This window comes from Lysinibacillus sp. FSL H8-0500, assembly GCF_038051955.1.
GTDB classification, from domain to species: Bacteria; Bacillota; Bacilli; order Bacillales_A; family Planococcaceae; genus Lysinibacillus; species Lysinibacillus macroides.
The window spans coordinates 1,784,595-1,807,108 of the sequence record NZ_CP150292.1 but is presented as its reverse complement, the minus strand read 5'-3'; the positions used below and the strand labels follow the sequence as shown (position 1 = coordinate 1,807,108).

The following is a 22,514-nucleotide window of genomic DNA, read 5'->3' as shown; positions in this document are numbered from 1 at the left end:
TCAGGTTGTCAACACATCGGGAATGCTTTATTGGTTCGAGCTGGTCGAACCATACCTTAAAGGCTCACTGATACAAAAGTGAGCCTCAGAAAGCTAAGTATATTAATATGTAGATTCACCAATTAACGCCATTGCCGAATCATAAAGGTTGTCATAATGAAGTAATAAAATATTCTCTGACAATCTTTTTTGTCGCTTTAGTTGATAGGTTCTCTCGTTGAAGTCGTCTCGTCTTCCTGCTACAACAACGTAGTGTATACGGCTACTATCGAATTTCATGAATTCTTCGGGTAAATCTTGATTTGGGGATTTGTACTTTTTAAAAGTCTCAAAAAGTGTTATATAATTGGATTGCAACCACCCCTTCCAATCTGTTACCTGTCTTTCGCCCTTTCTAAGAGCATCTCCCATATGACCATCTTTTAAAGTTATATTTTTATTTGGATGTTCCAGTTCTACAAAAATGAATTCATAACCTCCAGAACTCTTACCTACAATTAGATAGTCCGCTTGATATGTATTACCTAATTGAAATTCTGGAAAAATAAATGCATCATGATGTCCAAAAGAGTAAGATCCCTTCATAATAGATGCAATAATAAAGTAAGCATTTTTTTCACGAATCCAATTAAGGATAGACCTCTCGTTGGAGTCAGGATTGTCTATTAATCGGTAAAACTCTTCCGTTAAAGATGTTAAATAATCTTTCTTTTGTAAATCGACTATATCCAGGTGGTTATTTGGAAACAAGCTTATGTAGTGTCTTACAGCTACTGGATACTCCCTGTAAAGGCTTTTTCGAACAGCCAAGTCGCCCTTTCCAATTCTATGAACAATTTCTTTCTCCTTTAAAACTTCCCAGTCATTTATTTCTTCTTGTGTCAAGGAACAGTAATCCCTTGTACGAATCTTCATAATAACACCTTCCCCACCTATATCCCTTTCAACTATGTAAGAAAAAGAATCGGAAATAAACCGATTCCTTCCCTTATTTCATATCGTTAGTTCTAAAAATAATTGTATCGCTTACGAATAGCATTACCAGCCCTGCTCAAAATACTTTCTCATTTCTTTCTTATCAAGCACTTTTGAGCAACTTTCCCAGTCAATTTTATCTACATTATTGTTATAACGATTTTCGAATGGATGTTTTTCAGGAACTTCATTTAATCTTTGCCTTGCTTTTTCTTCATCTTTTAATGCAATATCTACCCAAACATCTTCGAGTACGTCAGGTAATTGTCCAAAGACTCCATGAATGTTTTTAAATCGTTCTGACAAAAGACTATGAACTCGGTCCTCTACCGAATCCTTATATCTTAAGTTATAAAGATAAACTTCGTCATTGACTTGTCCAATCCGTTGAATCCGACCTTTCCTCTGTTCAAGCCTTGTTGGGTTCCAGGGTAAGTCAAGATTGATCAATGTGCCAAGTGTTTGAAGGTTAAGTCCCTCGGATGCTGAATCTGTTCCAACTAAAACCTTTAATTCACGATTTTTTACTGCTAATTTTAATTCTTCTTTTTCTTTCTTTACAAAACTTCCATCAGTAAAAATTCCTGATTTATCACCACCAGCATATAAACCAATTGGTTCGTTTGAAAAGTGATTCGATAGTTTCCTTGCAACCCATGAGGCTGTGTCAAAGTATTGGGAGAAAATAATACATCCTTTGTCAAGCCACTTCCAATCTTCCAGTAACTCAACAACTTTTTCATATTTAGGATCTACCGCTTCATTTGTTTCCAATGCCTTGACATATTTAATTAACATTTCTTCTTCTTCTGGTGTCAAATTCTTGATATCCGATTCTACTTCTTCGTCTCCCTCTTCATCTGACCAAGCCGATACTGATGTGTTCCATTCATTCAACATCTTACGACCAGTATTAAGACCCGCCTCTATAGAACTACCAATTCGCTTGAGTAGTAGAGTTTTCAAAAACCCACTACTTTTCGAACGTTTACCAATCAAATTACAAAATTCTTCCGCATACGAATAAGCTTGCTTTAAGTAGCTTGATAGCACCAAAGCATCATCATCAGATTCTCCATAAAGCATAACTTCTATTTTCTTTAAATATGGCTCACCTGTTTCTGGATTAATCGTTTCTTCCAAATACGAGCGTTCTCTTCGTACTACATGGCGAATGTAAGGATTGTTTCGTTGATAAAACTTATTATCCAGAATTCTACCAATGATATTTTGTTCTGGTTTCTGCAGGTCAAAGTGGCCTTTCTGGATAACAAACTCATCTTCTTTTATTCCCAGTCTCCGTCTGAGCAATCCAAACGTTGGTTCATGTTCAAATGAAGGTGGGAAGGGGTTACGAATCCACTCCCAATTTTCAGGATTGAAAAACTCCATTTGCTCTTCACCTGTAATTAACTTTAAACTTCTTGGTATTTGCTCACGTTTTCTCCACATAGAAAAACCATTCCCAAGAACGCTATGATTCTTTTGTGAGAGAATATTCATCAAATCCCAAAGCTCAATGGGATAAAGCTGAATGGGAGTGGCTGTTGCAAGTAACATACTTTTCGTTTTTCGGGATATTTTCAACAAAAATTCATATAAATTATTAGGATCAGGACTTTGCAGTTCTTTTTTGTCGCCAAGGTTTTTCCTTCTCGCTCTATGAGCCTCATCAACAATGACACACTCATAATCTTTTGCTAATAAGTATTCGGAGATAGGTGACTTAGACACGATTAATCCTTGCGATACAATTCCAATTTTCCTTGGACATTTTTTTATATCTTCTATACCTTTATTTGGATAAGGAAACCCATTCTCGTCAATCCATTCCCTCCCATTCCAAACAGCGGAAGGTATATTCAATAAAGTGTTCAACTCATCTTGCCATTGCCAAAGTAGCGTTTTCGGAACAATTACGAGAACTGGCTTATCACCATACAATGCCATTAGTTGAGCTGACATCGCAAGTTGAATCGTCTTCCCTAATCCTACAGGGTCAGCAAGTATATATCTGGCCCCGTAACTTTTTTTATGCTCCCTAAAAGCCAAATCAACAAAATATTTCTGATGTTCCCATAACCCAAGTTCTTGTCTATACACAGGCGATTCAATCGCTGTAGATGCAGGCTCAGCATCTTCCTTCCATTCATCAACAGAGCTTATGACTTCCCTTTCAGAAATTCTTTTTATATCCTCAACAATAAAATCTGAAAGACGTACAGCAGTAGGATCATCCCATAATGCATCAAATTCTTCCTGTACCCACTCTACAGCTTCAGCAGATGCGTCTTCCCAGATCAACTCATAATTCATTCTCCAGCCACTATAAGTCTCATTTGCACTCCCTAAAAAGGATGTCTTTGTACCATCCTGAAGTGTAATAACCCCTGCTTTCCCATGGATTAATCCAAATTTCTCGTCTGGTATCACTTTTACTTCCAACTTGCCAGATGACAATAATTCGTATAACTTTCTAAATCTCCTTGAAGAATCAGGAAGTTCTTCAGGTTTAAAATCACACCATTCTCTTCTCATGGCATTTTGAGCAAGTTGAGCTGTTAATACATCCTTAACATCCAGACCTGAATTACAGATAACCCTTATCTTTCCTTCTACTTGCTCAAGTGACTCACCAGCGACTTCCAAAATGGATGAACTAAAATAGCCTGCTATTCGATCATATTGCTTTGCATTTTGTAAATGGTTATGAAGAAGAGAGGCACTAATTGCCTCTCTCCTCGTTGAGTACCGCTTAATCACATGGATTCACCCACCTTAAATACCATCGTTACGTACTGCTTCTTTTAGAAGCCTCGCATAATAAGCATCTTGATGCCAATGACTCATATGTGCTATATTCTCGAATCTTGAAATGAACTCCAAAATCTCCATGATTGCAGTCCGTTGATTCCAATACTCGTTGTTCAAATCATAGGTTGCTTTTAAATAATTTCTTCCTTCCGTTGTAGATTCGGCTTGTACAGATTGATGAATAGCCATTAAGATATGTCTGAATAACGTTCTTCCAAAGATATCATTATTGATTCCACGATTTCTATATTCGGAAGCCGTTTTCAAACGAACACTATTAGCTCTGAAGTTTTCAAAAAGATCCCTGTAATCTTTTACACCAAAACCTCTTGCTAACTCTTGATAAGCTCCCGCTTGATAAACATTACCCATTTCTAACTCGAGACCACGAATATAAAATCGCTCTTCTTCTTTCAAATCTCTCCAAACCATTTGATCAATACCCTCTGGTATCAAATAGTCATAAGCAATTTTAACTGCTTTATTGATAATAGCTTCAATCGGGCTTTCTTCATCTGAATTCCTCGATTTTGACAATTCATATACTACATCTATTCCTTCAATATCTTTATAAGCAGTTAGGACTTTTAGTGAAGATGCGTAGGAAGCTAACAAATAATCCGCATCTGAAAAATTCGGGTCTTCCTTGTCATCGAGGTCTCTCATGCTATCAATTTGAAACTGAACCTCTTTTTTTATTTTCCTATATAGCTCATCTTGAAAAGCAATCTCGTTTGACTTTTGCTTTTTTAATACTAATAAAACAGTACCTTGAACATAATTTCCTTGCCTTAATCCATTTGCATCTGTTTCAGTAGCTATGTTCCAAGCAGACTCGACTTTTAAGCCTGACGACCATAATATCATAGCTAACTCAGCCCAAACTTTTACATCCTGATGTGTAAACATAACAACCTGAGTTCCATTGTCTGGCATGTTCAAAGCCAACTTTTTATAAATTTCTATCATGCTATTATTAAAGGATTCACCTGTACCTTTTACCGCAAGAATTCTTTTACTATCGGAATACCAATCTGGGAACGTTTTTTCTAATAACATCTTATCCCACGCTAAAAAGAACTCTGTTAATTCATGATAGTTTACTGCGTCTGCATATGGAGGATCGGTAATCCAAATATCACATTCGTTTTCTATAACTCGAGCATCAGTAACATTTACATCAGAATTACCATACAAAGGGTAATTATTCACATTAAAAAACCATGTAGTTTTTAATGATAACATTGTCCGAGTTATATAATTATACAAGGTGTTTAAGGATTGGTCGCTAAATACTTCTTGCCCTTTTTCATTAGCTCCATCGGAATTCCAACGGGATAACTTAGCATTCCAGTTGTTCAATTTATTAATTCCCAATAGCCCAAATACACGCTCTTTATCACTTTTTGCTAAAGAGTTAACATGTTGAACGAATAGCCCTATACATAGCAACTGTCTTGGATTAAACATTTGATGCCAGTATTGCCAACCTCTTTCCCTTATTGGCTGATCAGTATTATAACCATTTTCTATTGCTGTTGACGGAATGAATCCTTTTTCTTGCCAATCAGAAAATCTCTCGGATAATAATTCAACAACTATTTCCTCTCTTTTTATATCTTCCGCTGTGGGACTCTGATAGTAACGAAATGTCTTCTCAATTCCATTATCATCTAAATACGTTTCAACGTATCTAATACAATATAATCTCTCTTTAAAAATATCAGAATCCCTTGGAACAAATTCATTTTTGCTCCATCTTCTTAATCCATAGATAGTGTTTCCACCTTCGCCCTTTCTGTCCCTCCGAAGAACTGGAATTGGTGTTTCTTTGTTGCAATTAGGGCACCATAGACTGCCATTTTTTATAGTTTTTAGGGATTCTGCTTTTTTAATTTCTTCTTTAGATGCATCCTGGATAATTTCAATATTAAAACCATTAGAACCATTGTTCTTTAATATTGCTACAGTTTTTGTCCCCTTACCGATAAACCAAGATGGGGCAAGAGGAACTTGATAACCACACTCTGGACAAGCAGATTCGAAACAATACAAATATGAATCCGCACGATGCCCCTTTTCATTGTGCTCAATCTGCCACTCTGTAATTTGTTTATCAACCTTTTCATAAACATCCTTTTGAAATGCCCTTAATTGTTCAATTTCTTCCTGGGAAGCTCCAGCAATGTTTAGAGAAGACCACGTTAGCAGTGAAGCCACAGGATTCAAGTCAGACGCATACACATCCGCCCCCATCCTGGCCGCCTCGAACGGAATACTTCCCCCTCCCGCAAAACAGTCCCCTATCCTTGGAGCATGACCGTATCTTTTTTCCCCAAGTTGTTGAATTAGTTCCTGCAGGGTCGTTGCCGAAGTTTTTAAATGATTGTTCACAACTTCCCAATCACTTGTAGGTATATTTTCTACATGTTCAGGGCGACTACAGTAAGTTAGCTTATCATCATATGATAAGCGATTAAAGGTTAGCCTTTGTAACGCATCTTTTTCAGCTTTAGTTATTCCTCTTTTATAAGTGGGCTTGTCTTCAGTGGATGACTCTTGAAAGTATTGACTTCTTTCATCTTTAGTTAGTAACTTAAAAACTTCTTTTGCTGTTAAATTTTTAAACTTTCTTAACAATAAACCATCATCATCCATCGTTAAAAGTTTCAAGAAGATCTCTCTATCTTTTTTCGGATCATCCGAAACTGGAAGCAATATGCCCAAAATTGTTGCACGAACCAGGATAAGTGGTTTTCTTCCCCACCACTTACCCAGTCCTGTTAAAGTTTGACCTAAATTTGCTTTCCGTTCTTTATAACTTTCTTTGGAAACTTTTGAAACAGGAAATTGTGTTTCAATAAATGATTTGCTGTAATCGAGCAATGTTTTTTCCCCCAACCTACGAATTCTTATATAACTTTTCTAATATGTTTCCATGAATATCTGATTCATCTTCAACTGGATTTTCCGTTAAAGCAAAACGAATTGCTTTACGCCAACCTCTTTTATCATCTGCATGTCCCGTAATCGCATTAGACATGGTGAAAAGCCACCAACGCTCTTCCCTACTCAGTCCATGCCAATTTTTTAGTGCGACTGGAATCAGACTCGGATCTGAATCTTCAATCGCCCACATAAGCAATACCATTTCTTTCCCCAACAATCGCTCAACTGGGTTTACTCCTATCTTAAACCTGCCAACATTGATATTTTTATCTTTTAAACGGCTATTGAATGTATTTGTCAATCCTTCTTTAATTAGATCCCACTTGTGGTGACTTAAAACCACTTTCAAGTTTTGATCGACAACATCAGAAACTTGTTTTTCATCATCTTGATCCCATTCGAACCGCTCATATACTGCAATATCCTCTTTCTTACTTCTTGGAATTACAAGTAAAAAGTGGTGCTTTGACTCTTCTGGAATATAGCCAAATCCTAACGCTTTTCTTTTAGCCACAAAAGTGCCTCCTTATTGGCTTATATTGCTTTTATAAGTATCAATACTTTGCTTATTATCCGCAATCCAATCCTCAAAGTCCTGTCCCTTTTCGAACTTACATTTTTCAATATTGAGAGATAGATCTACGGTCTTATCTTTATAAAAGCTATCCCTTAACTGCTCAATTTGTTGTAATACAACTTCAGTGTTATGAAATACATAATTGTCAAAAGACAAGGACAGCCAGCCTTGTTGTGCAAAGTTTCCTTGTTCATATAAATCAAAACTGATCCCAGCAATTGATGCTTTATGTTTAATTAAACTCTCCAACTGCTTGTATACCTCTGCCGTTGATGAGCTGGTGATTGATTGTGATAAAATTAACTGTTTTTCTTTATCAATTTCAAACTTCCGTTCAGTTATTGGAATTGTTAAAACTTCAGAATAAATTCCAAGTTCTTCATTTACAGCAATTGCTTGAATAAATTTTGTTCCTGTCGGGATTTCAAACGAATCATCGTAAAGACCGCCATTATTCTTAGGATTGGATCCATCCGTAGTGTACATGATTTTCATTTTCGGTGAAGTTGCCTTTAATTCAATAAACGTTTTCCCCGCTTTGTCATAGTTGTGATATTTCAGTTCAACTCGATTTGTCCAATACTCCAATGGTCCCGTTTGATGAATTCCAGTAGAATCAACACATAAAAATGACAAAGATAGTTCAGTTGTTTTAAAGTCATTCATGTTTTCCACTAAACTGGATCCTGTTGTTGCATCACCATTTATTTCATAATGAACCTTATCTCCATTTTGGGGGGTGATTTTCAGTGTCACTTCACCAGTATTCGGATCCCTGAATTGCTCTCGTACATTTACGCCTGTTTCTGGTGCTGGTGGTTCTTTATCAAGATAGCCACCCTCTTCAACCCAAATACCTTTTCTTAAAGCTTCCCGCATCATATCCTCTAACGCATCTGCAGGATGCCAGGACCAAGATGTATTTGTTGCGACTCGCTCTTTAAGATCTATCCATCGGGCTTGGCGAGTCGTGAATATACGTGCTTCAAATTTCCTTCTGAACGTGTCAGAAGACGTATCTTTGTCAAATTTCATCTCATCAATTAATAAATTTCGGATTTGTGCTTCTGCATCAAAGTCCATATTTTTAAATTCCATTTTAAACTCACTTGATTCAAACCCATCCGAAGTCGGATAATAAAGTGTGATAAATGTTTCCCTTGCTGTTTGTAATAAATTCAATTCCAACTTGTGCTGTATATCTTGAGCCTGCTGATACTGTGGATCATTTTCGGCTACTTTATCTTCATTCTTCATTCGATTAATGATGGATTTAATAGCTTTTAACTGCTTTGAGACTTCCAACAAGTTGTCCATCGAATTTCTTTGTCCAGTTAAAAACATAACTCTGTTTTTATATCGAACATTTTCATAAAAGTTCTTTAAATCTTTTTGAAGACCAACTCCATTTGGATTTGGCTCAAATAGAATAAGTGAAATCTTGTCCTGCTTTAATTCAATTTCATCTATAGCTGGAAACACTTCTACTTCCTGATAACAGTCTTTTAGTTTTGGAGCAAATTTTCCTTTAAGAATATCTTTTATTTCTTGCTTTGCGATATCATTGTTGTAAGTATCTACCACTGATAGGAGTTCAGCGTTGACGTTTTTCACATCTTTAAAATAAAGTTTTCCTTGATTATCAGTGTATAAATACCATGCTTTCACTTTATAATCTTCCAAAGCACTTTTAACTTCTGTAATGCTTCTTCCAGGAGTCACTAAATAACCTATCGCTTCTGGTAAGCTTAAACCTAATAAAGTATTTGTTACATTTCCTAATGATGCTACAAGCAATAACTTACTCAAATCTTGCATATCACGACTATTTGTTGTTGAATCAATTTCTTCTGCCACCGCTTTACCATTTTGGGCAATGTCATGAGCAATTGCATTTGATAAATTAGACTTGATGCCTCGTACCATAGAGAACATTTCAGAATTATTCAAATCCATATCGTAAGCATTCAATAAATAAGTAGACTTTGCTTTTGGTTCAGTTCCCTCGTACAAACTTTTAACCATCAATCTTGTTAATCTAATAAACCCTCTCGTTTGTTGGAAACCAGGGTTCTCTTTAAAACGTGCAAATAAATCTTTGATAGAGGGATGGAATGGATAAGCATCCATAATTCCCGTATAAACCAAATCAGGGTTATAGTTCGTGTAGTTCATTTGCTTAGCTTCTTTAACGGCTCCCTTATATCCCAAAGCTATTTCGTGAATCTCCTCTGGAGTAGCTGTTTTCTCGAATAATCTTGTTCTCAGAATATGATATAAATCATCCGATGTTGTTCCTACTGGTTCTATATTGATGGATGAGCGTGAAATCTCATTTTCAAGATTTCTAAAAGACTTTTGAAGTAAATCCGATCCAGATTGGTATGTTGCTTGTAAATCAGAAATTACAAGACATACGTTAGAAAGCTCCGCCTTTCCAAGTGCGTTAAATAGGTTCGATAGTGCATTGGTTGTAATATCAGCAAGCGTACCTGTTCCAGCAGGTATAGTTCTTGCATATTCAAGATAAGGTGGCAACTCATCAAGTAAAATAAGGATAGGCTCATCCTTCAGTAGATTTATCCACGCTGATTGCCCAGGGGCTTTCAATGGGGCATAGTAATCCTTGAACAGCTCTTCTTTGCCAAGTTGACGGGCAATCTCTCCCCAAATACCATATTGAATATCACTTTCACGACCAGTATAAGCAACAACTTTTATTTCTTTTCCACCGAGGTCATATTTTCCGTCTAACAACTTTGTTCTCAACGCTGGGTTTTGTGCTAACAATCCGAGTGCAACCATATTATGCGTCTTTCCGCCCCCCATCGCTTGAGTTAGTTTTATTAATCCGCTTGGAGCTTTCCCTTCAAACCTCTTAAAAGCAGTATCAAAAACAAGATTCATACCCTCAGTTATATAAGTTTCTTTGAAAAACTCTTCAGCATTAATAGACTGATCAATTAGGTTTGCCAAATCTAACGTATCGTCTCTTTTACTTTCATCAAAAACACTTTCTCTTGGTTTACACACTTCGAATAGACTCTTCATCGACATTTTCCCCCAAATTCTTATTTCACATATTTGATCCAGCAATTATAACTTTAATCATACGGAGAAATACCTATATTACTGAGAAACGCTTTTTTCGATTATCTTATCAATAATTTCCAATCGTCTTTTACCACAAGTTTGTTGAATTATCTTAGTGTAATCATTATCTTTAATCATTTTGTTTGTATTATGTTCGTGAAGGTCTTTTACACCCTCCATTAATGTTGACTCATCAATCTCTTCTTGCCAATATGCATCAACGAGTTGATTTAATGCCGTAGCCAAATCTCGTTGTGTCCGATAAAACAACTTCAATTCCAAAATTATCACCTCTCACTAAAGTTGTACTTTACTTATATTCTACTCTTACTAAGCTGGTAAAACAATGAGAATCTATATTTCAGTAGGAAAATAGTCTGATAATATTCAAACTTAAATAAAAAGACTCCACATCTTAACAGACATGAAGCCTTTAATGGAGTTACTTCGTTAACATCAGTTCGGATAATTCCTCCATCTGAATTCTATAACTATCCTCAGTTGAAAACGGTTGCTCTGGTAACTCGATTGGAACTTGAACAAATTTCTTCATTATATTATCATCATAATCTTCTACTGAAACAGTCGTACAAATCTCTTTTCCTCCAAGAATATAAGGGGAGAATCCATCTATCATTTTCTGAAAGACCTCCGCAATTTCCTCAAAGGTTTGTTCATAATCCTCGTCTGGCTTGAAATAAACCCCAATTCTCCTTTTCCTAAAGCACAAATCCTTGTGAATAGTAGCAACGAGTTCCCTTTCAATACCTTTAAATGATTCGTACCAATCCTTTTCTGCTTTGTCGAAGTATAGCTCGACAAATGCAAGATTCCGAACATCTTTTGCTGAGCATCTATAAATTATCCCTGTTTTACCCGCACCGCAAGCAAGGATTCGATCATTTCGATTTGTCTTTTTATCGTAATGGAAATTTAGAAAGTACGGTATTTTGCTACGTAACACTTGTAACATTGCTCGCTTTACATCTTCAGTTCGGTCAAAGTCAGGTAGTGATGGATTTGTATTAATCTGCCCACAATGCGATGGATGAATTTGGTGGTTCACTAATTCAGCATTTAGCAGGGGATTCAGTTCCCTTAACAGATAAAAGTTCTTATATATATCCAAACGATACATTTCATTTAGTTTTTCCAATACAGCGATGGTATCTTCATGAAGCGAAAGGGCATAAAAATCAACAAACTCTTTTTGATGTAATGAAAACCACTTCCTCAATTCATCCAAAATTTCTTCATCAAATGACTTTGCAATCCATACTATAACCGATTCATTATATCTCTCAATCATTTCTAACATTCGATTCAAATATGCGGTATTAGCTTTCGTGAGCTGAACTTCAATAAGTAAAGGAATTCTTCGTTTAGAATCCACCGCTCGAATATCTATGTTGCGATGAGCATGTCTCTGTTCCAAAACCAAATTGTCTACCTGAAATCCAAGTGCATCTGAAAGCAATTGCGGGTTCTCCTTCAAGAATATTGAAAGTAAATTTTCTTTCTTCGTACCACTCTTACTCATGACACTCCACCCTTTCACAATTTAATTATTCCTTCTCTTTTGGGTTTGGTAAAAAATAAATACATGAAAAAAGCACCTACCAAGATTCTTAACACATTCGGTAAGTGCTTTGCCTTTTACTTATAAAAATGTCCTTTTTTCGGTTCCTAAAAACCATATAATTCACCTCATTTTGCTATTTTCTGTGAATTATAAATGGGTTATTGGCTATAGTCAAGCATTCTAAACGAACGTTTATTAGACTTGAAAATCATATGGATAACATCTATACACTTTCTATATATGTTAAATATGTTCTATATTCCTTGCATCGGAGAAATCTACATTATATATGAGGTTTATATTTATAACATTAATAACTTATATCTATTCCATATGTAAACGGCAACAGTAAGCCTGTTACCGCCGAAGAATTACAGCTCCTTTAATTCACTGACCAATTCTCCGATCACCTGCAATTCCTGCAAAAGACTTTCTTTTGACCAGTCCGCATCGAGGGTTGCTTCAAGGATTTCAAGTAGTATTTCTTTTACCTCTGCACTTAGTATTTCCCCGTCATGCTGTACCTGGTGATTGAACAATAATTCTTTTAAACCTATTGTCTCTCCTTTGTTCCAGTTAAGACTCGAACCCGCAAGTACCCATGGTTCGACTCCTAATGCTTCTGAAAGTGCCACAAGCTTGGGAAAGCTCACAGATTTTCTTTTTGATTGCTCAAGCCTATAGATGTACGAACTTGAGATGCCAGTTTTAATTGAGAGATCATTTAAGGAAAGCCCTTGTTCTACTCTCAACCTTTTTAACATTTTGCCAAAATCATCTGTCATTTGTTGTGTTTCCTTCTTCAAAAACAATCATCTCCTCATTCACGTTTTTCCAAAACGGAAATCCTGTTTTATGATCGACTGATCCTTATTATCATAGATAGGAGATGTGTTTTAATAACACAAGATAGAAAAAAAGAAAGAACCATCCGAAGCCTCGAAAGCGGAATGGTTCTTCAAATGGATCTACTTATTGCCGTACTGAACTTCAAGTTCAGTTATCGCAATATCGTGCTTACTAATATTATAACCACAATTAGCCATATATCAACTGCAATAATTTTGAAGATATTACAGCCTTCGTTCATGCATCACCATACTTCACCGCTTTAATGTACGAAACCTCAGACACATATGCTATTTACTTTTTTCTACAAGTTCTTATAATGTGAGTTGTAAGTGCTACAACCCCTATTACTACACATCTCTTCGAAACAATACCCCGAAACAAAACCCCGAAAGAAAGGAAGATTCATTTGCAAAACAACTATATCTTTGACTTCGACACCCATTATAAAGAACTGATTTTTGGCGAAAAAGATAAACAAAAATTAAAGGCAAATAACTTTCTAAACCTATTTGTGGATTTGATTATCGACAATCTCGATGAATATCAAAAGACAACCGAAAGAAAGGAGAAAGTATCTTGAAAAAAGCAGTCGGCTATTTAAGGGTAAGTACAGATATTCAACTTGATGGCTATTCTATTCCTAAACAAGATCGGGAAGTAAGAAGACATTGCGAGTATGCCAATTTTGAATTACTGAAAATCTACAATGAGGGATCAGGTTCTGGATCTTCTATAAAAGAAAGACCTGAATTTAGGCAACTCCTTCATGACGTTCTTTCTAATGAGAAGGAATCTATCTATATTGTTGTATGGAAGCTGGATCGGTTTGCTCGTAATTTGAAAGAAGCAATGTGTTTATTAGATGAAATCCACAAAAAGGGTCACTACTTGGTTAGTATATCTGAAGGGATTAACACTGAAACGGAGGGATCTATACTTTTACTCCAGGTTTTATTTGCAATGGCAGAGAACGAACGACGTAACATTTTATTCCATTGCAAAAACGGAATGAAAGAACGAGCGGAAAAGGGCCTTTTTAACGGTGGAAGGGTATTTGGTTATTCTTCTACACCTGCAAAGAAGCTTCAAATTAATGAACATGAAGCGAAAATTGTTAGATTTATTTTTGACAGATATGTAATAGATGGATGGGGCTATAAAAAAATCGCCTCCTATCTGAATAACCATTACACTTCAGATGAAGATAATTCAAGAAGTTGGAGTATCTTTTCTATAAAATCAATTGTAACCAACCCTATTTACGCTGGTTTTATACGATGGGGTGAAAAAGGGAAAGAACGGAAAATTTACAAAGGGCAACACCACGCAATTATTAGTGAAGAGCAATGGTTTAAAGCACAAAGCTCTTATAGTGAACGTAGCTATCAGCCTGTTAAAATTCATAAGGGATCATACTTTTTATCTGGTTTCCTTAAATGTCCAGAATGCAATTCTTCAATGGTTCAGCACAAATCGTCGGGTGGCAAATACCTTTATTACCAATGCAGTCAAAATAAGAATAAGGGTTTATGTAAAGCAAATTTAATCAATAAAAACGATGCTGAACAGAAAGTCCTCACCGAACTATCCTCGAAATTAAAAGCCACCGAAATAAGAATGTTCCTATCTTCGAAATTATCCTCCCAATTAAAGTTGGATATCCAACCCAAACATGAGCAAATAAAATTCTTTAAAAAGCGATTAAAGGAATTACAAACAAATAAAAAGCAGTTATTCGATTTATTTTACAAACAGATAATTGACGAAGACGCATTTTCCGATCAACTTAGTCATTTACAAAGTTCCGAGAGGGATATCAATAATAAACTAAAAAGAGTGGAATCAAGCATTGAATTAGAAAATAATTTGAATGTAGGGTTAATTGTCAATAACATTTTAGATAACTTCGAACAGTTTTTTCAGTCATTAGATGATATAAAGAAAAAGGAGCTGTTGAAGGAAATCATTCAAGATATTCAAGTTACAACCGTTCCTTTTGGTAAAAAGAGAGTGAAAAGGGTCGTGAAACAAATCAATTATCACTTTGAAATAAATTCTATTTCAAAACTTGTATCATAATAGAAATTCTTTGCTGGGAAAGAGAACGTTCTTTCCCTTTTTCTTTTTCCATTATACACTGTTATCGAAAGGAGGCATTCTAATGAATGAAATAAAACGAGTCGCTATTTATTGTCGTGTCTCTACAGAGGAGCAGGCAAATGAGGGTTACAGTATTACAGCTCAACTACAAACCCTTCGCAATTATGCAGGTCTGTATGGTTGGCAAGTGGTAAAAGAATATGTCGATGAAGGGGTCAGTGGTAAAAACATTTCAGGTCGCCCCGCTATGCAACAATTGGTGGTTGACGTGGAAAAAGATGAGTTCGATGCCGTTCTTGTTTGGAAAATCTCTCGGCTATCCCGTAACATGTTAGATACACTAACTGTGCTGGATAAGTTTGAAGAAAATAGTGTTAAATTTATCTCTTACTCAGAGAACTTTGACACTGGAAGTCCCATCGGCCGCCTTGTTGTGCAATTAATGGCTTCCATTGCCGAAATGGAACGCAATACACTGTCAGAAAATGTAAAACTTGGCATGAAACAACGTGCTTTAGAAGGGTCCTGGAACGGCGGGGTCTGCTTTGGCTACGATTCTGTTAAAAAGGAACTTATTATCAATGAAGAAGAGGCAAAAGTTGTTCAACTTATCTATGAACTATACCTTTCAGGAAAAGGGTTAAAAGCAATTGCGAACCACTTAAACAAGCGTGGCTATCGGACCAAAAGAAACAGATACTTTTCAATCAATGGGGTCGCTCAAATATTAGACAATCCCGTTTATGTTGGAAAAATCAGTTGGCTTAAAGTTGAAAACTGGGATACGAAGCGACGAAAAGGTAAGAATCCCAATCCTATTCTTGTAGATGGCAAACACGAAGCTATTATTACCGAGGAACTTTGGCATCTGGTGCAAGCCAGAAGAAAGAGCAAGTCATTTAAGCAACGCCAATCAAATGAGCCGTTTTTATTAAGTTCCTTACTTCGTTGTCCCGACTGTGGGCAGGGTATGGTTCCTGCCATCACGACTTATACACGAAAAGATGGTTCAAAACGAAAACATCGTTATTATGTCTGTTCCGACTTCCATAATAAAGGGTCATCCGCCTGTAGATCTAATGGTATCAAAGCATATGAAGCGGAAAATCAAGCGTTTGAGCGAATTGTAAACTTCCTTGCCAACAAGGAATACTTCGTCTCAACAATTCAATCTTTAAATAAGCAATCTGTTCACTCCATTTCCGCACTTAAGAGGGACTTAGAAGAAATAGAAAAGAAGCTAATAGACATACAACAGCTTCAAGAAAAGTATTTAGAAGCATTTGAACAAAACCTTTTCCCTGTCGCAATTTTGCAGGAACGACTACAACAGGTTGCTAAAGAAAGAACACAACTGGAACAAAAGAAAAATGAACTCAGCATACAACTAAGTTCATCAGATACAAAAGTCATTCCGCATGAATTGGTTCGATTTCTATTAGAAAAGTTTGTAGAAGTCTATCAAAGCTCCTCAAGAGAAGGAAAAAAGCAGTTGCTCCAGCTACTCGTAGGAAAAATATCAATACGGCAACTGGAGAATCGTTCAAGAACTATTCATCAGGTTGAACTGGATTTCGATTTTACAGATGTTAATATATCAAAGACCTTTACACTTATTCATTTGCTATATCGTGAAACGGATATAGAAGTTGCATTTTCCCAACCCTTACCCGCTTCCGACAACAAAATACCACCTTATCTTCAACTTTTTTTGCCTCTATTTGTGGTACGGTTCGCCCTAGTTAATATAAAACTATTTATAATATAGTTAATAAATAGACCTTAAATGAATACAGCCGCATTTCTTAAAGAAACGCGCCCGATTGTTGAATATCATAGTTTAAATCTTATTCAAGTTAAGCACCAGTTACTTTAAGTACATTCCTTCCCAATCTAACATATAAAATTACATAATCTGGGCATAGATAATAATATCGTTTAATTTCGAAAGGAGAATAGATCATAATCTCCCCATATACTACTTTATGCTTTCCTGTAATTTTGGCACTAACGATTTATAATTTATCCAAAAATCTTGTATTGATACAGTTAAAAAATAAGGGATACTCACAGATTTCCCTATTACATATTCATCAAAAATCAAAGTAATATGTAGATATTTTTGAGGCTTTCTTCCGCTTTGTTTAAGTCCATTAGATAAATCATTGTATAAGTTTTGTGCCTTATCGCCAACAGAGCGTTCCACTGAAAATTGCCCTGCTAAGCTTCTCCACCATACTGAAAATGCTTTATAAATCTCGTTGAAATGCTTTGACGTATCACGCTCAAACAACGTTTCATAAAACAACCGCTTTTCATTGTAAAATATCTCCACATCATTACTCTCTTTTTCACATAATCTTACTAGAAGTTCATTCCATAAATCTTGGAATTTTTCTTCAAATGTTTCTATAAAAGGTGATCCACTTTGCATAAAAGGATATTTCAAATTGTCATCGTCCAACTTTTCATTTAAGTAAAGATTTTGAAGGTAAATCATAAAATTTAATACATACGTTGCATCTAATTGAATAAGCAATGACTTCTCCATAATCGTCCCCCTCTATAAATATTAATATATTAACGGATTAGAATGTGTTCCTATCCTTAATAACAAGTATTTCAAATCCCTACATTTTTTACAACCACTTTATTCCACAACCTGACCTATTTGTTGAATATCATAGTGGCTATTTTAAATTTTTTAACAAAAGCAGAAGTTTGAAAAGAAGATTTTTACAAAGTGTATACTTGTTATGCAAACTATTGATAACAACATGTTATAGGTTGTTAGAATTTAAAATATAGGAAAGTGGGATTTTATGATTATTGGTTATGCACGTTTGAGTTTGAAAGAATAAAATTTAGAGAGACAAATTAAAGAATTAAATGATTTCGGTTGCAAACGAATTTTTACAGAAAAAGAATCAGCAAAAAATTTCGAGCGTCCAGTTTATCAGGACGTAAAAGAAAAGCTGCGATTTGGTGATTTATTTATTGTTCAAGATTTACCTCGATTCGGACGTAATAAAGAAGAGATAAAAAAGGAATGGTTTATAGAAAATGAGAAAGATATTGCAGTAATAAACATGCCTATTTTGAATATAAGAAATTATTCAAATTTAGAAGATATAGTGAAACTTGTGAATAACATTGTTCTTAATCTATTCTATTATCTTGGATGGTTGAAGAAGAACGAAAGCGTATACGACAAGCACAAACAGAAGGGATACGTATTGCAAGAGCTAATAGTAAATATAAAGGCAGACCGATTAAATATAGTCCTAATGCAAAAGGGGCTTATAAAGTTATTTACGATCAAATAATTGAAAGACTAGATAAAAATGAATCTGTACAAGATATTAGTCGTTATACTGGTGTTTCAAGGGCAACTATCTATAAAATGAAAAAGAAAAAACAAACTATTTAATAATATAGCTTGTTATCTTTTATATTCCATTCTATTTACACGTTGGATTTATTTGTATATAATAACTAATATGTGATATATATCCAATTAAAGGGGACATTGGCAAGTATTTTTAGTTTTTTACCTCTTAGTTCAAGTTAAAAATATTCTTTATAAGTATTAAAATTCAATTTAAGGGATGGTTAAAAGTGAGGAAATATTTTAAAGTTTTGTTAGCATTTAGTGTTATTTTTATTATAGGGATTTTCAAATTTAATATAGGCTATGCTCAAGCAGAAGAACAAATTTCAGACAATACTTTTGAAATGTATGAATTAAAGAACACTGAAGAAGACAACAATATCATAACACCGTTTGCTACTTTTTGGGGTAACAGTGGAACAGCGGAAATTAATTATATGCCGACTGCAAGAGCCTTCGCTTGGTCTTTAAATATACCCAGTACATCAGGAAAATTTTTATCTTTTACTTGTAGAGCTGATATTTATACTCAGTCTACTGGTGCTTTTAAAGGGTCAATGTATTTTTCAGGAGGGGGGACTGGTTTTAGCATATCTGGTCTTGCTGATATAAATGGCGTTTCTTTGACAAAAGGTGTTAGTTACCTTGCAAGATTTACAGGAGAAGCAGTGGAATCCCCTTCTTTAAAAGTACACTATCTAAGTCCTTTAGCATATAGCAACAGAGTAGCTTTTATGTACTAGTAATAACTTCTGCTTGAACTATAAATAATAATATTATAATCTTTGAAGAGTGAACTGCTCCCTGTCAAGTAGACAGTGGAAATAATAAAAATGCTTTAAGCGGCTTGAGACCTGTATTCTAGGGGACTCAAGCCGTTGAATGTTTCTTGGTAACGTTCATTATGGTAGAACTCTATGTATTTATCAATGGCGTCCTTTAACGATTCATATGACTCATATTTATGTAAATAATACTTCTCTACTTTTAATGTTCCCCAAAATGCTTCAATCGGTCCATTATCGATACAGCGACCTACTCTCGACATATGATGTGTTATGTATGCTTTTTCCAGGATTCGCTTAAATTTTTTAGATGTATATTGATAACCACGATCGCTATGTAAAAGCGGGAATTCATCCTCTTTTAATGCTCGAATAGCCGATCTTACTGTCTTAAAGACAAGGTCGTTATTATTGGATTGCCCTTAATACATAACTTACAATAGATTTATCGTACAGATCGATAATGGCACTTAAATAGACCTTTTTCACGTTCCCATACTTAAATTCTGTAACGTCTGTACACCGTTTTTGATTCGGTTTTTCCGCTGTGAATTCGCGTTGTAAAATATTCCCCGCTACATAATCCGGCTTTACCTTACGATAACGCTTTGGTCTACATCGAATAACCGCCTCCAAACCACAAATTTGCATTAGGCGATAAATTCGTTTCTTATTCACTTTCTTCAAGCCTCCTTTTTCATGCTGGCGATTAATCGTCATGGCGATACCCGTAGATGCCACCCACTTGCGTATATAAATGTTGAATGGATACCGTTAGTTGTTGGTTTTCGACTTCACGTGCTCCTGGCTGACGTTTAAGCCATTTATAGTAAGATGCATGTGATACATCTGCAATTTCACACAATAATACAATCGAGAAATTCTTCTTCTCCGCTAATTCTTGAATCGTGATATAGCGGCTCTGAATTCGAATCTTACTTAACGACGCCTCCTTTCGAGTTCCCCTAACTTTTTTAATAGTAAATTCTCTGCACATAATCGTTCATTTTCGCGCTCCATCTGTTGAATTTTTAAGCGCAGTTCGTCCTCGGGTTTCCGTTCTTCTACGGTTGTTTTTCTTCCTTTAGTCATCCTTTTCCTGAATCGTTTAATTCACTATGACTAGCATAGATTTTCAACCACTTTTTGAACACTGATAAACTACTAATCCCATATTTAGCTAGGATATCGAATATTTCTCTGATAAATAATCTTCCACAGCACGCTGCTTCAATTCTTCTGAGTACACCTTATTTTTCTTAGGGCATACTAAAGCTTCTACTTCACCGTATTTATAAAGAGCACGCCATATTTGTAGGGTTATCATATTAACAGAAATCATCCTACCGATTTCTTGACGTGTATGACGACATTCCTCTAAATATTAAAGTGCTAAGATTTTAACATCTGGTGAAAATGATTTTTTAGGCATAAAAAACTCCCCATTTAATAAACAGATTTTAATTTTAAATCTGTCTACCTAATAGGAAGCATATCAATGATCACCATTCTCTCAATAGCTTTTTTTACTAATCGTTTGCCATTTCATATTCAGTTCATAAAGTCATGCTATAGTAAAACCCATAGAAGTAAAACATATTGTTTTACGATCATAAAGGGGGCATATTTCTTTGCAAGAGATAGCAAAAGATACAACGAAAAAACGGGATTGGCAACGCTTTATCCAGTTAGTCAAACAGGCGGAGCCACCTATTTGGCTACTCGTCATTGCTTTAGTGATGAGTTTAGCAACAACGGGCGTCGGCTTTATCGTACCGTTATTTACAAAGCAATTAGTAGATGGCTTTTCCTTAGCATCCCTTAATTATTGGCAAATAGTAATACTTGGTGTTGCCTTTATTGCACAGGCTATAGCTAGTGGCTTATCTATTTACTATTTAAATCGAGTTGGTCATCATGTTGTGGCAAAATTACGCGATCAGCTATGGAGAAAGCTGTTGCATTTACCAATCCCCTATTATGATGAACATGATACAGGCGAAACATTGAGCCGTGTTACCAATGACACAGGGGTTGTGAAAGAGCTGATAACAGAGCATTTAGCAAACTGTTTATCTGGCGTTATTTCCATTATAGGTTCTATCATCATTCTTCTATTTTTAGATTGGAAAATGACATTGGTCATGCTGATAGCCGTACCACTGGCAATGGTCATTTTAATGCTGCTAGGTCGACGCATGTTTGTGATTTCAAAAGGAATGCAAGATGAAACAGCGAAGTTTACGTCTGTATTAAATCAAGTATTACCCGAAACACGCCTAGTAAAGGCCTCGAATGCTGAGCAAATTGAATATGAGCGTGGAAAAAAAGGCATTACAAACCTCTTTACATTCGGCTTAAAAGAAGCGAAAATCCACGCATTGATTTCCCCGCTTATTTCATTTGTTTTAATGTCAGTGCTTGTTGCCATTATTGGCTATGGTGGTGTTCGCGTTTCCTCTGGTGAACTAACCGCTGGCGATATGGTGGCATTTATTTTATATTTAATCCAAATCATTATGCCGATGACGCAATTGACGATGTTCTTTACCCAACTCCAAAAAGCAATGGGTGCTACAGAACGAATTAGTGCATTACTTGAATACGAAGAAGAACATATTGAAGAAGGCTTAACAGTAGAAAAAGTAGATCAACCCATTTATGTTAAACATGTTGACTTTTCTTATGGGGAGGAACCGATTTTATCTGATATTAACTTCACCATTGAGCCAGGCAAAGTAACAGCCATTGTAGGACCAAGTGGTGGCGGTAAAACAACCACATTTTCCCTATTAGAACGATACTATCAGCCAACCAGCGGCAGTATTACACTGGGAGATACACCAATCGAAACATTCTCACTTCACTCTTGGCGCAGTCAAATCGGCTATGTCGCTCAGGAAAGTGCCCTGCTATCAGGAACAATTCGAGAAAATATTTGCTATGGTATTGACCGTGAAGTGCAAGATGATGAGCTAGAAAAGGTGGCTAAAATGGCCTATGCAGATCAATTTATTAATGACCTTCCAGACAAGTTTGACACAGAAGTTGGAGAACGAGGCATCAAGCTTTCAGGGGGACAACGTCAGCGTATCTCTATCGCAAGGGCGCTGTTACGTAATCCGCAAATATTAATGCTGGATGAAGCCACATCGAGCTTAGATAGTAAGTCAGAAATTTATGTACAAAAAGCATTAGACAACTTAATGCAAGGGCGCACAACATTAGTCATTGCGCACCGTTTATCGACAGTGGTAGATGCCGATCAAATATTATTTATTGAGAAAGGGCATATTACTGGCTGTGGCACACACGAAACACTCTTTGAAACACATGCTATGTATCGTGAGTTTGCCATGCAGCAATTACGCATTAAAGACATTGAATAAAGGGGTT

15 protein-coding genes and 2 pseudogenes are annotated in these 22,514 nt (G+C 35.8%); 7 read left to right on the top strand and 10 right to left on the bottom strand.

Annotated elements, in window-relative coordinates; translation table 11 throughout:
- Nucleotides 1–102 precede the first annotated feature (102 nt).
- From MHB44_RS08500 to MHB44_RS08465, 8 genes are all read right to left on the bottom strand, one after another.
- A complete protein-coding gene (locus MHB44_RS08500) occupies nucleotides 103–915 on the bottom strand; it encodes a Shedu anti-phage system protein SduA domain-containing protein (protein ID WP_341302380.1) in 813 nt (270 codons plus the stop codon).
- A 123-nt stretch (nucleotides 916–1,038) separates the two neighbouring features.
- Nucleotides 1,039–3,738, bottom strand: coding sequence for a phospholipase D-like domain-containing anti-phage protein (locus tag MHB44_RS08495; protein WP_341302379.1), 2,700 nt, complete (start codon nucleotides 3,736–3,738; stop codon nucleotides 1,039–1,041).
- Between the two features lie 15 nt (nucleotides 3,739–3,753).
- Complete coding sequence (locus MHB44_RS08490) at nucleotides 3,754–6,690, bottom strand: anti-phage-associated DUF1156 domain-containing protein (protein ID WP_341302378.1); 2,937 nt, start codon at nucleotides 6,688–6,690, stop codon at nucleotides 3,754–3,756.
- 1 nt (nucleotide 6,691) lies between these two features.
- Nucleotides 6,692–7,252 carry a DUF3780 domain-containing protein gene (locus tag MHB44_RS08485; protein WP_341302377.1) on the bottom strand — a complete coding sequence of 187 codons (561 nt, stop codon included), beginning with the start codon at nucleotides 7,250–7,252 and terminating at the stop codon, nucleotides 6,692–6,694.
- Nucleotides 7,253–7,264: 12 nt separating this feature from the next.
- Nucleotides 7,265–10,366 carry a DUF499 domain-containing protein gene (locus MHB44_RS08480; protein WP_341302376.1) on the bottom strand — a complete coding sequence of 1,034 codons (3,102 nt, stop codon included), beginning with the start codon at nucleotides 10,364–10,366 and terminating at the stop codon, nucleotides 7,265–7,267.
- A gap of 78 nt (nucleotides 10,367–10,444) precedes the next feature.
- The gene (locus MHB44_RS08475) at nucleotides 10,445–10,699 is read right to left on the bottom strand and encodes a TIGR04540 family protein (RefSeq protein ID WP_341302375.1); all 255 of its coding nucleotides are present in this window, start codon (nucleotides 10,697–10,699) and stop codon (nucleotides 10,445–10,447) included.
- Between the two features lie 151 nt (nucleotides 10,700–10,850).
- On the bottom strand, nucleotides 10,851–11,948 hold the full coding sequence (locus MHB44_RS08470) for a hypothetical protein (RefSeq protein ID WP_341302374.1): 1,098 nt from the start codon (nucleotides 11,946–11,948) through the stop codon (nucleotides 10,851–10,853).
- 413 nt (nucleotides 11,949–12,361) lie between these two features.
- A complete protein-coding gene (locus MHB44_RS08465) occupies nucleotides 12,362–12,796 on the bottom strand; it encodes a helix-turn-helix transcriptional regulator (RefSeq protein ID WP_341302373.1) in 435 nt (144 codons plus the stop codon).
- A gap of 452 nt (nucleotides 12,797–13,248) precedes the next feature.
- Between MHB44_RS08465 and MHB44_RS08460 the strand changes: the two genes are divergently transcribed.
- The 3 genes from MHB44_RS08460 (at nucleotide 13,249) to MHB44_RS08450 (ending at nucleotide 16,710) form a co-directional block, all read left to right on the top strand.
- Nucleotides 13,249–13,422, top strand: a complete 174-nt coding sequence (locus MHB44_RS08460; protein ID WP_341302372.1) for a hypothetical protein — start codon at nucleotides 13,249–13,251, stop codon at nucleotides 13,420–13,422.
- Nucleotides 13,419–14,921, top strand: coding sequence for a recombinase family protein (locus MHB44_RS08455; protein ID WP_341302371.1), 1,503 nt, complete (start codon nucleotides 13,419–13,421; stop codon nucleotides 14,919–14,921). The genes MHB44_RS08460 and MHB44_RS08455 overlap by 4 nt, the downstream gene beginning before the upstream one ends.
- Before the next feature lie 82 nt (nucleotides 14,922–15,003).
- A complete protein-coding gene (locus tag MHB44_RS08450) occupies nucleotides 15,004–16,710 on the top strand; it encodes a recombinase family protein (RefSeq protein WP_341302370.1) in 1,707 nt (568 codons plus the stop codon).
- A 210-nt stretch (nucleotides 16,711–16,920) separates the two neighbouring features.
- Here MHB44_RS08450 and MHB44_RS08445 read toward each other — a convergent pair whose 3' ends face one another.
- Nucleotides 16,921–17,493, bottom strand: a complete 573-nt coding sequence (locus MHB44_RS08445) for a hypothetical protein (protein WP_341302369.1) — start codon at nucleotides 17,491–17,493, stop codon at nucleotides 16,921–16,923.
- 325 nt (nucleotides 17,494–17,818) lie between these two features.
- On the opposite strand from MHB44_RS08445, the pseudogene MHB44_RS08440 reads away from it, so the two are divergent.
- The 3 genes and pseudogenes from MHB44_RS08440 to MHB44_RS08430 all read left to right on the top strand — a co-directional run.
- Nucleotides 17,819–17,965 (top strand): annotated as a pseudogene (locus MHB44_RS08440) (recombinase family protein); the annotation flags it as partial.
- 158 nt (nucleotides 17,966–18,123) lie between these two features.
- Complete coding sequence (locus MHB44_RS08435) at nucleotides 18,124–18,372, top strand: helix-turn-helix domain-containing protein (RefSeq protein ID WP_341302368.1); 249 nt, start codon at nucleotides 18,124–18,126, stop codon at nucleotides 18,370–18,372.
- A 188-nt stretch (nucleotides 18,373–18,560) separates the two neighbouring features.
- Nucleotides 18,561–19,076, top strand: a complete 516-nt coding sequence (locus MHB44_RS08430) for a hypothetical protein (RefSeq protein ID WP_341302367.1) — start codon at nucleotides 18,561–18,563, stop codon at nucleotides 19,074–19,076.
- Nucleotides 19,077–19,171: 95 nt separating this feature from the next.
- Here MHB44_RS08430 and MHB44_RS08425 read toward each other — a convergent pair.
- Nucleotides 19,172–20,550, bottom strand: a pseudogene (locus MHB44_RS08425) (IS3 family transposase).
- A 199-nt stretch (nucleotides 20,551–20,749) separates the two neighbouring features.
- Here MHB44_RS08425 and MHB44_RS08420 point away from each other — a divergent pair.
- The gene (locus tag MHB44_RS08420; RefSeq protein WP_341302366.1) at nucleotides 20,750–22,507 is read left to right on the top strand and encodes an ABC transporter ATP-binding protein; all 1,758 of its coding nucleotides are present in this window, start codon (nucleotides 20,750–20,752) and stop codon (nucleotides 22,505–22,507) included.
- Nucleotides 22,508–22,514 lie beyond the last annotated feature (7 nt).

Bases quoted from the DNA above. Each gene is read 5' to 3' on its own strand.
- MHB44_RS08445 (WP_341302369.1), bottom strand. From the start codon at position 17,493: ATGGAGAAGTCATTGCTTATTCAATTAGATGCAACGTATGTATTAAAT.
- MHB44_RS08500 (WP_341302380.1), bottom strand. From the start codon at position 915: ATGAAGATTCGTACAAGGGATTACTGTTCCTTGACACAAGAAGAAATA.
- MHB44_RS08450 (WP_341302370.1), top strand. From the start codon at position 15,004: ATGAATGAAATAAAACGAGTCGCTATTTATTGTCGTGTCTCTACAGAG.
- MHB44_RS08470 (WP_341302374.1), bottom strand. From the start codon at position 11,948: ATGAGTAAGAGTGGTACGAAGAAAGAAAATTTACTTTCAATATTCTTG.
- MHB44_RS08435 (WP_341302368.1), top strand. From the start codon at position 18,124: ATGGTTGAAGAAGAACGAAAGCGTATACGACAAGCACAAACAGAAGGG.
- MHB44_RS08480 (WP_341302376.1), bottom strand. From the start codon at position 10,366: ATGAAGAGTCTATTCGAAGTGTGTAAACCAAGAGAAAGTGTTTTTGAT.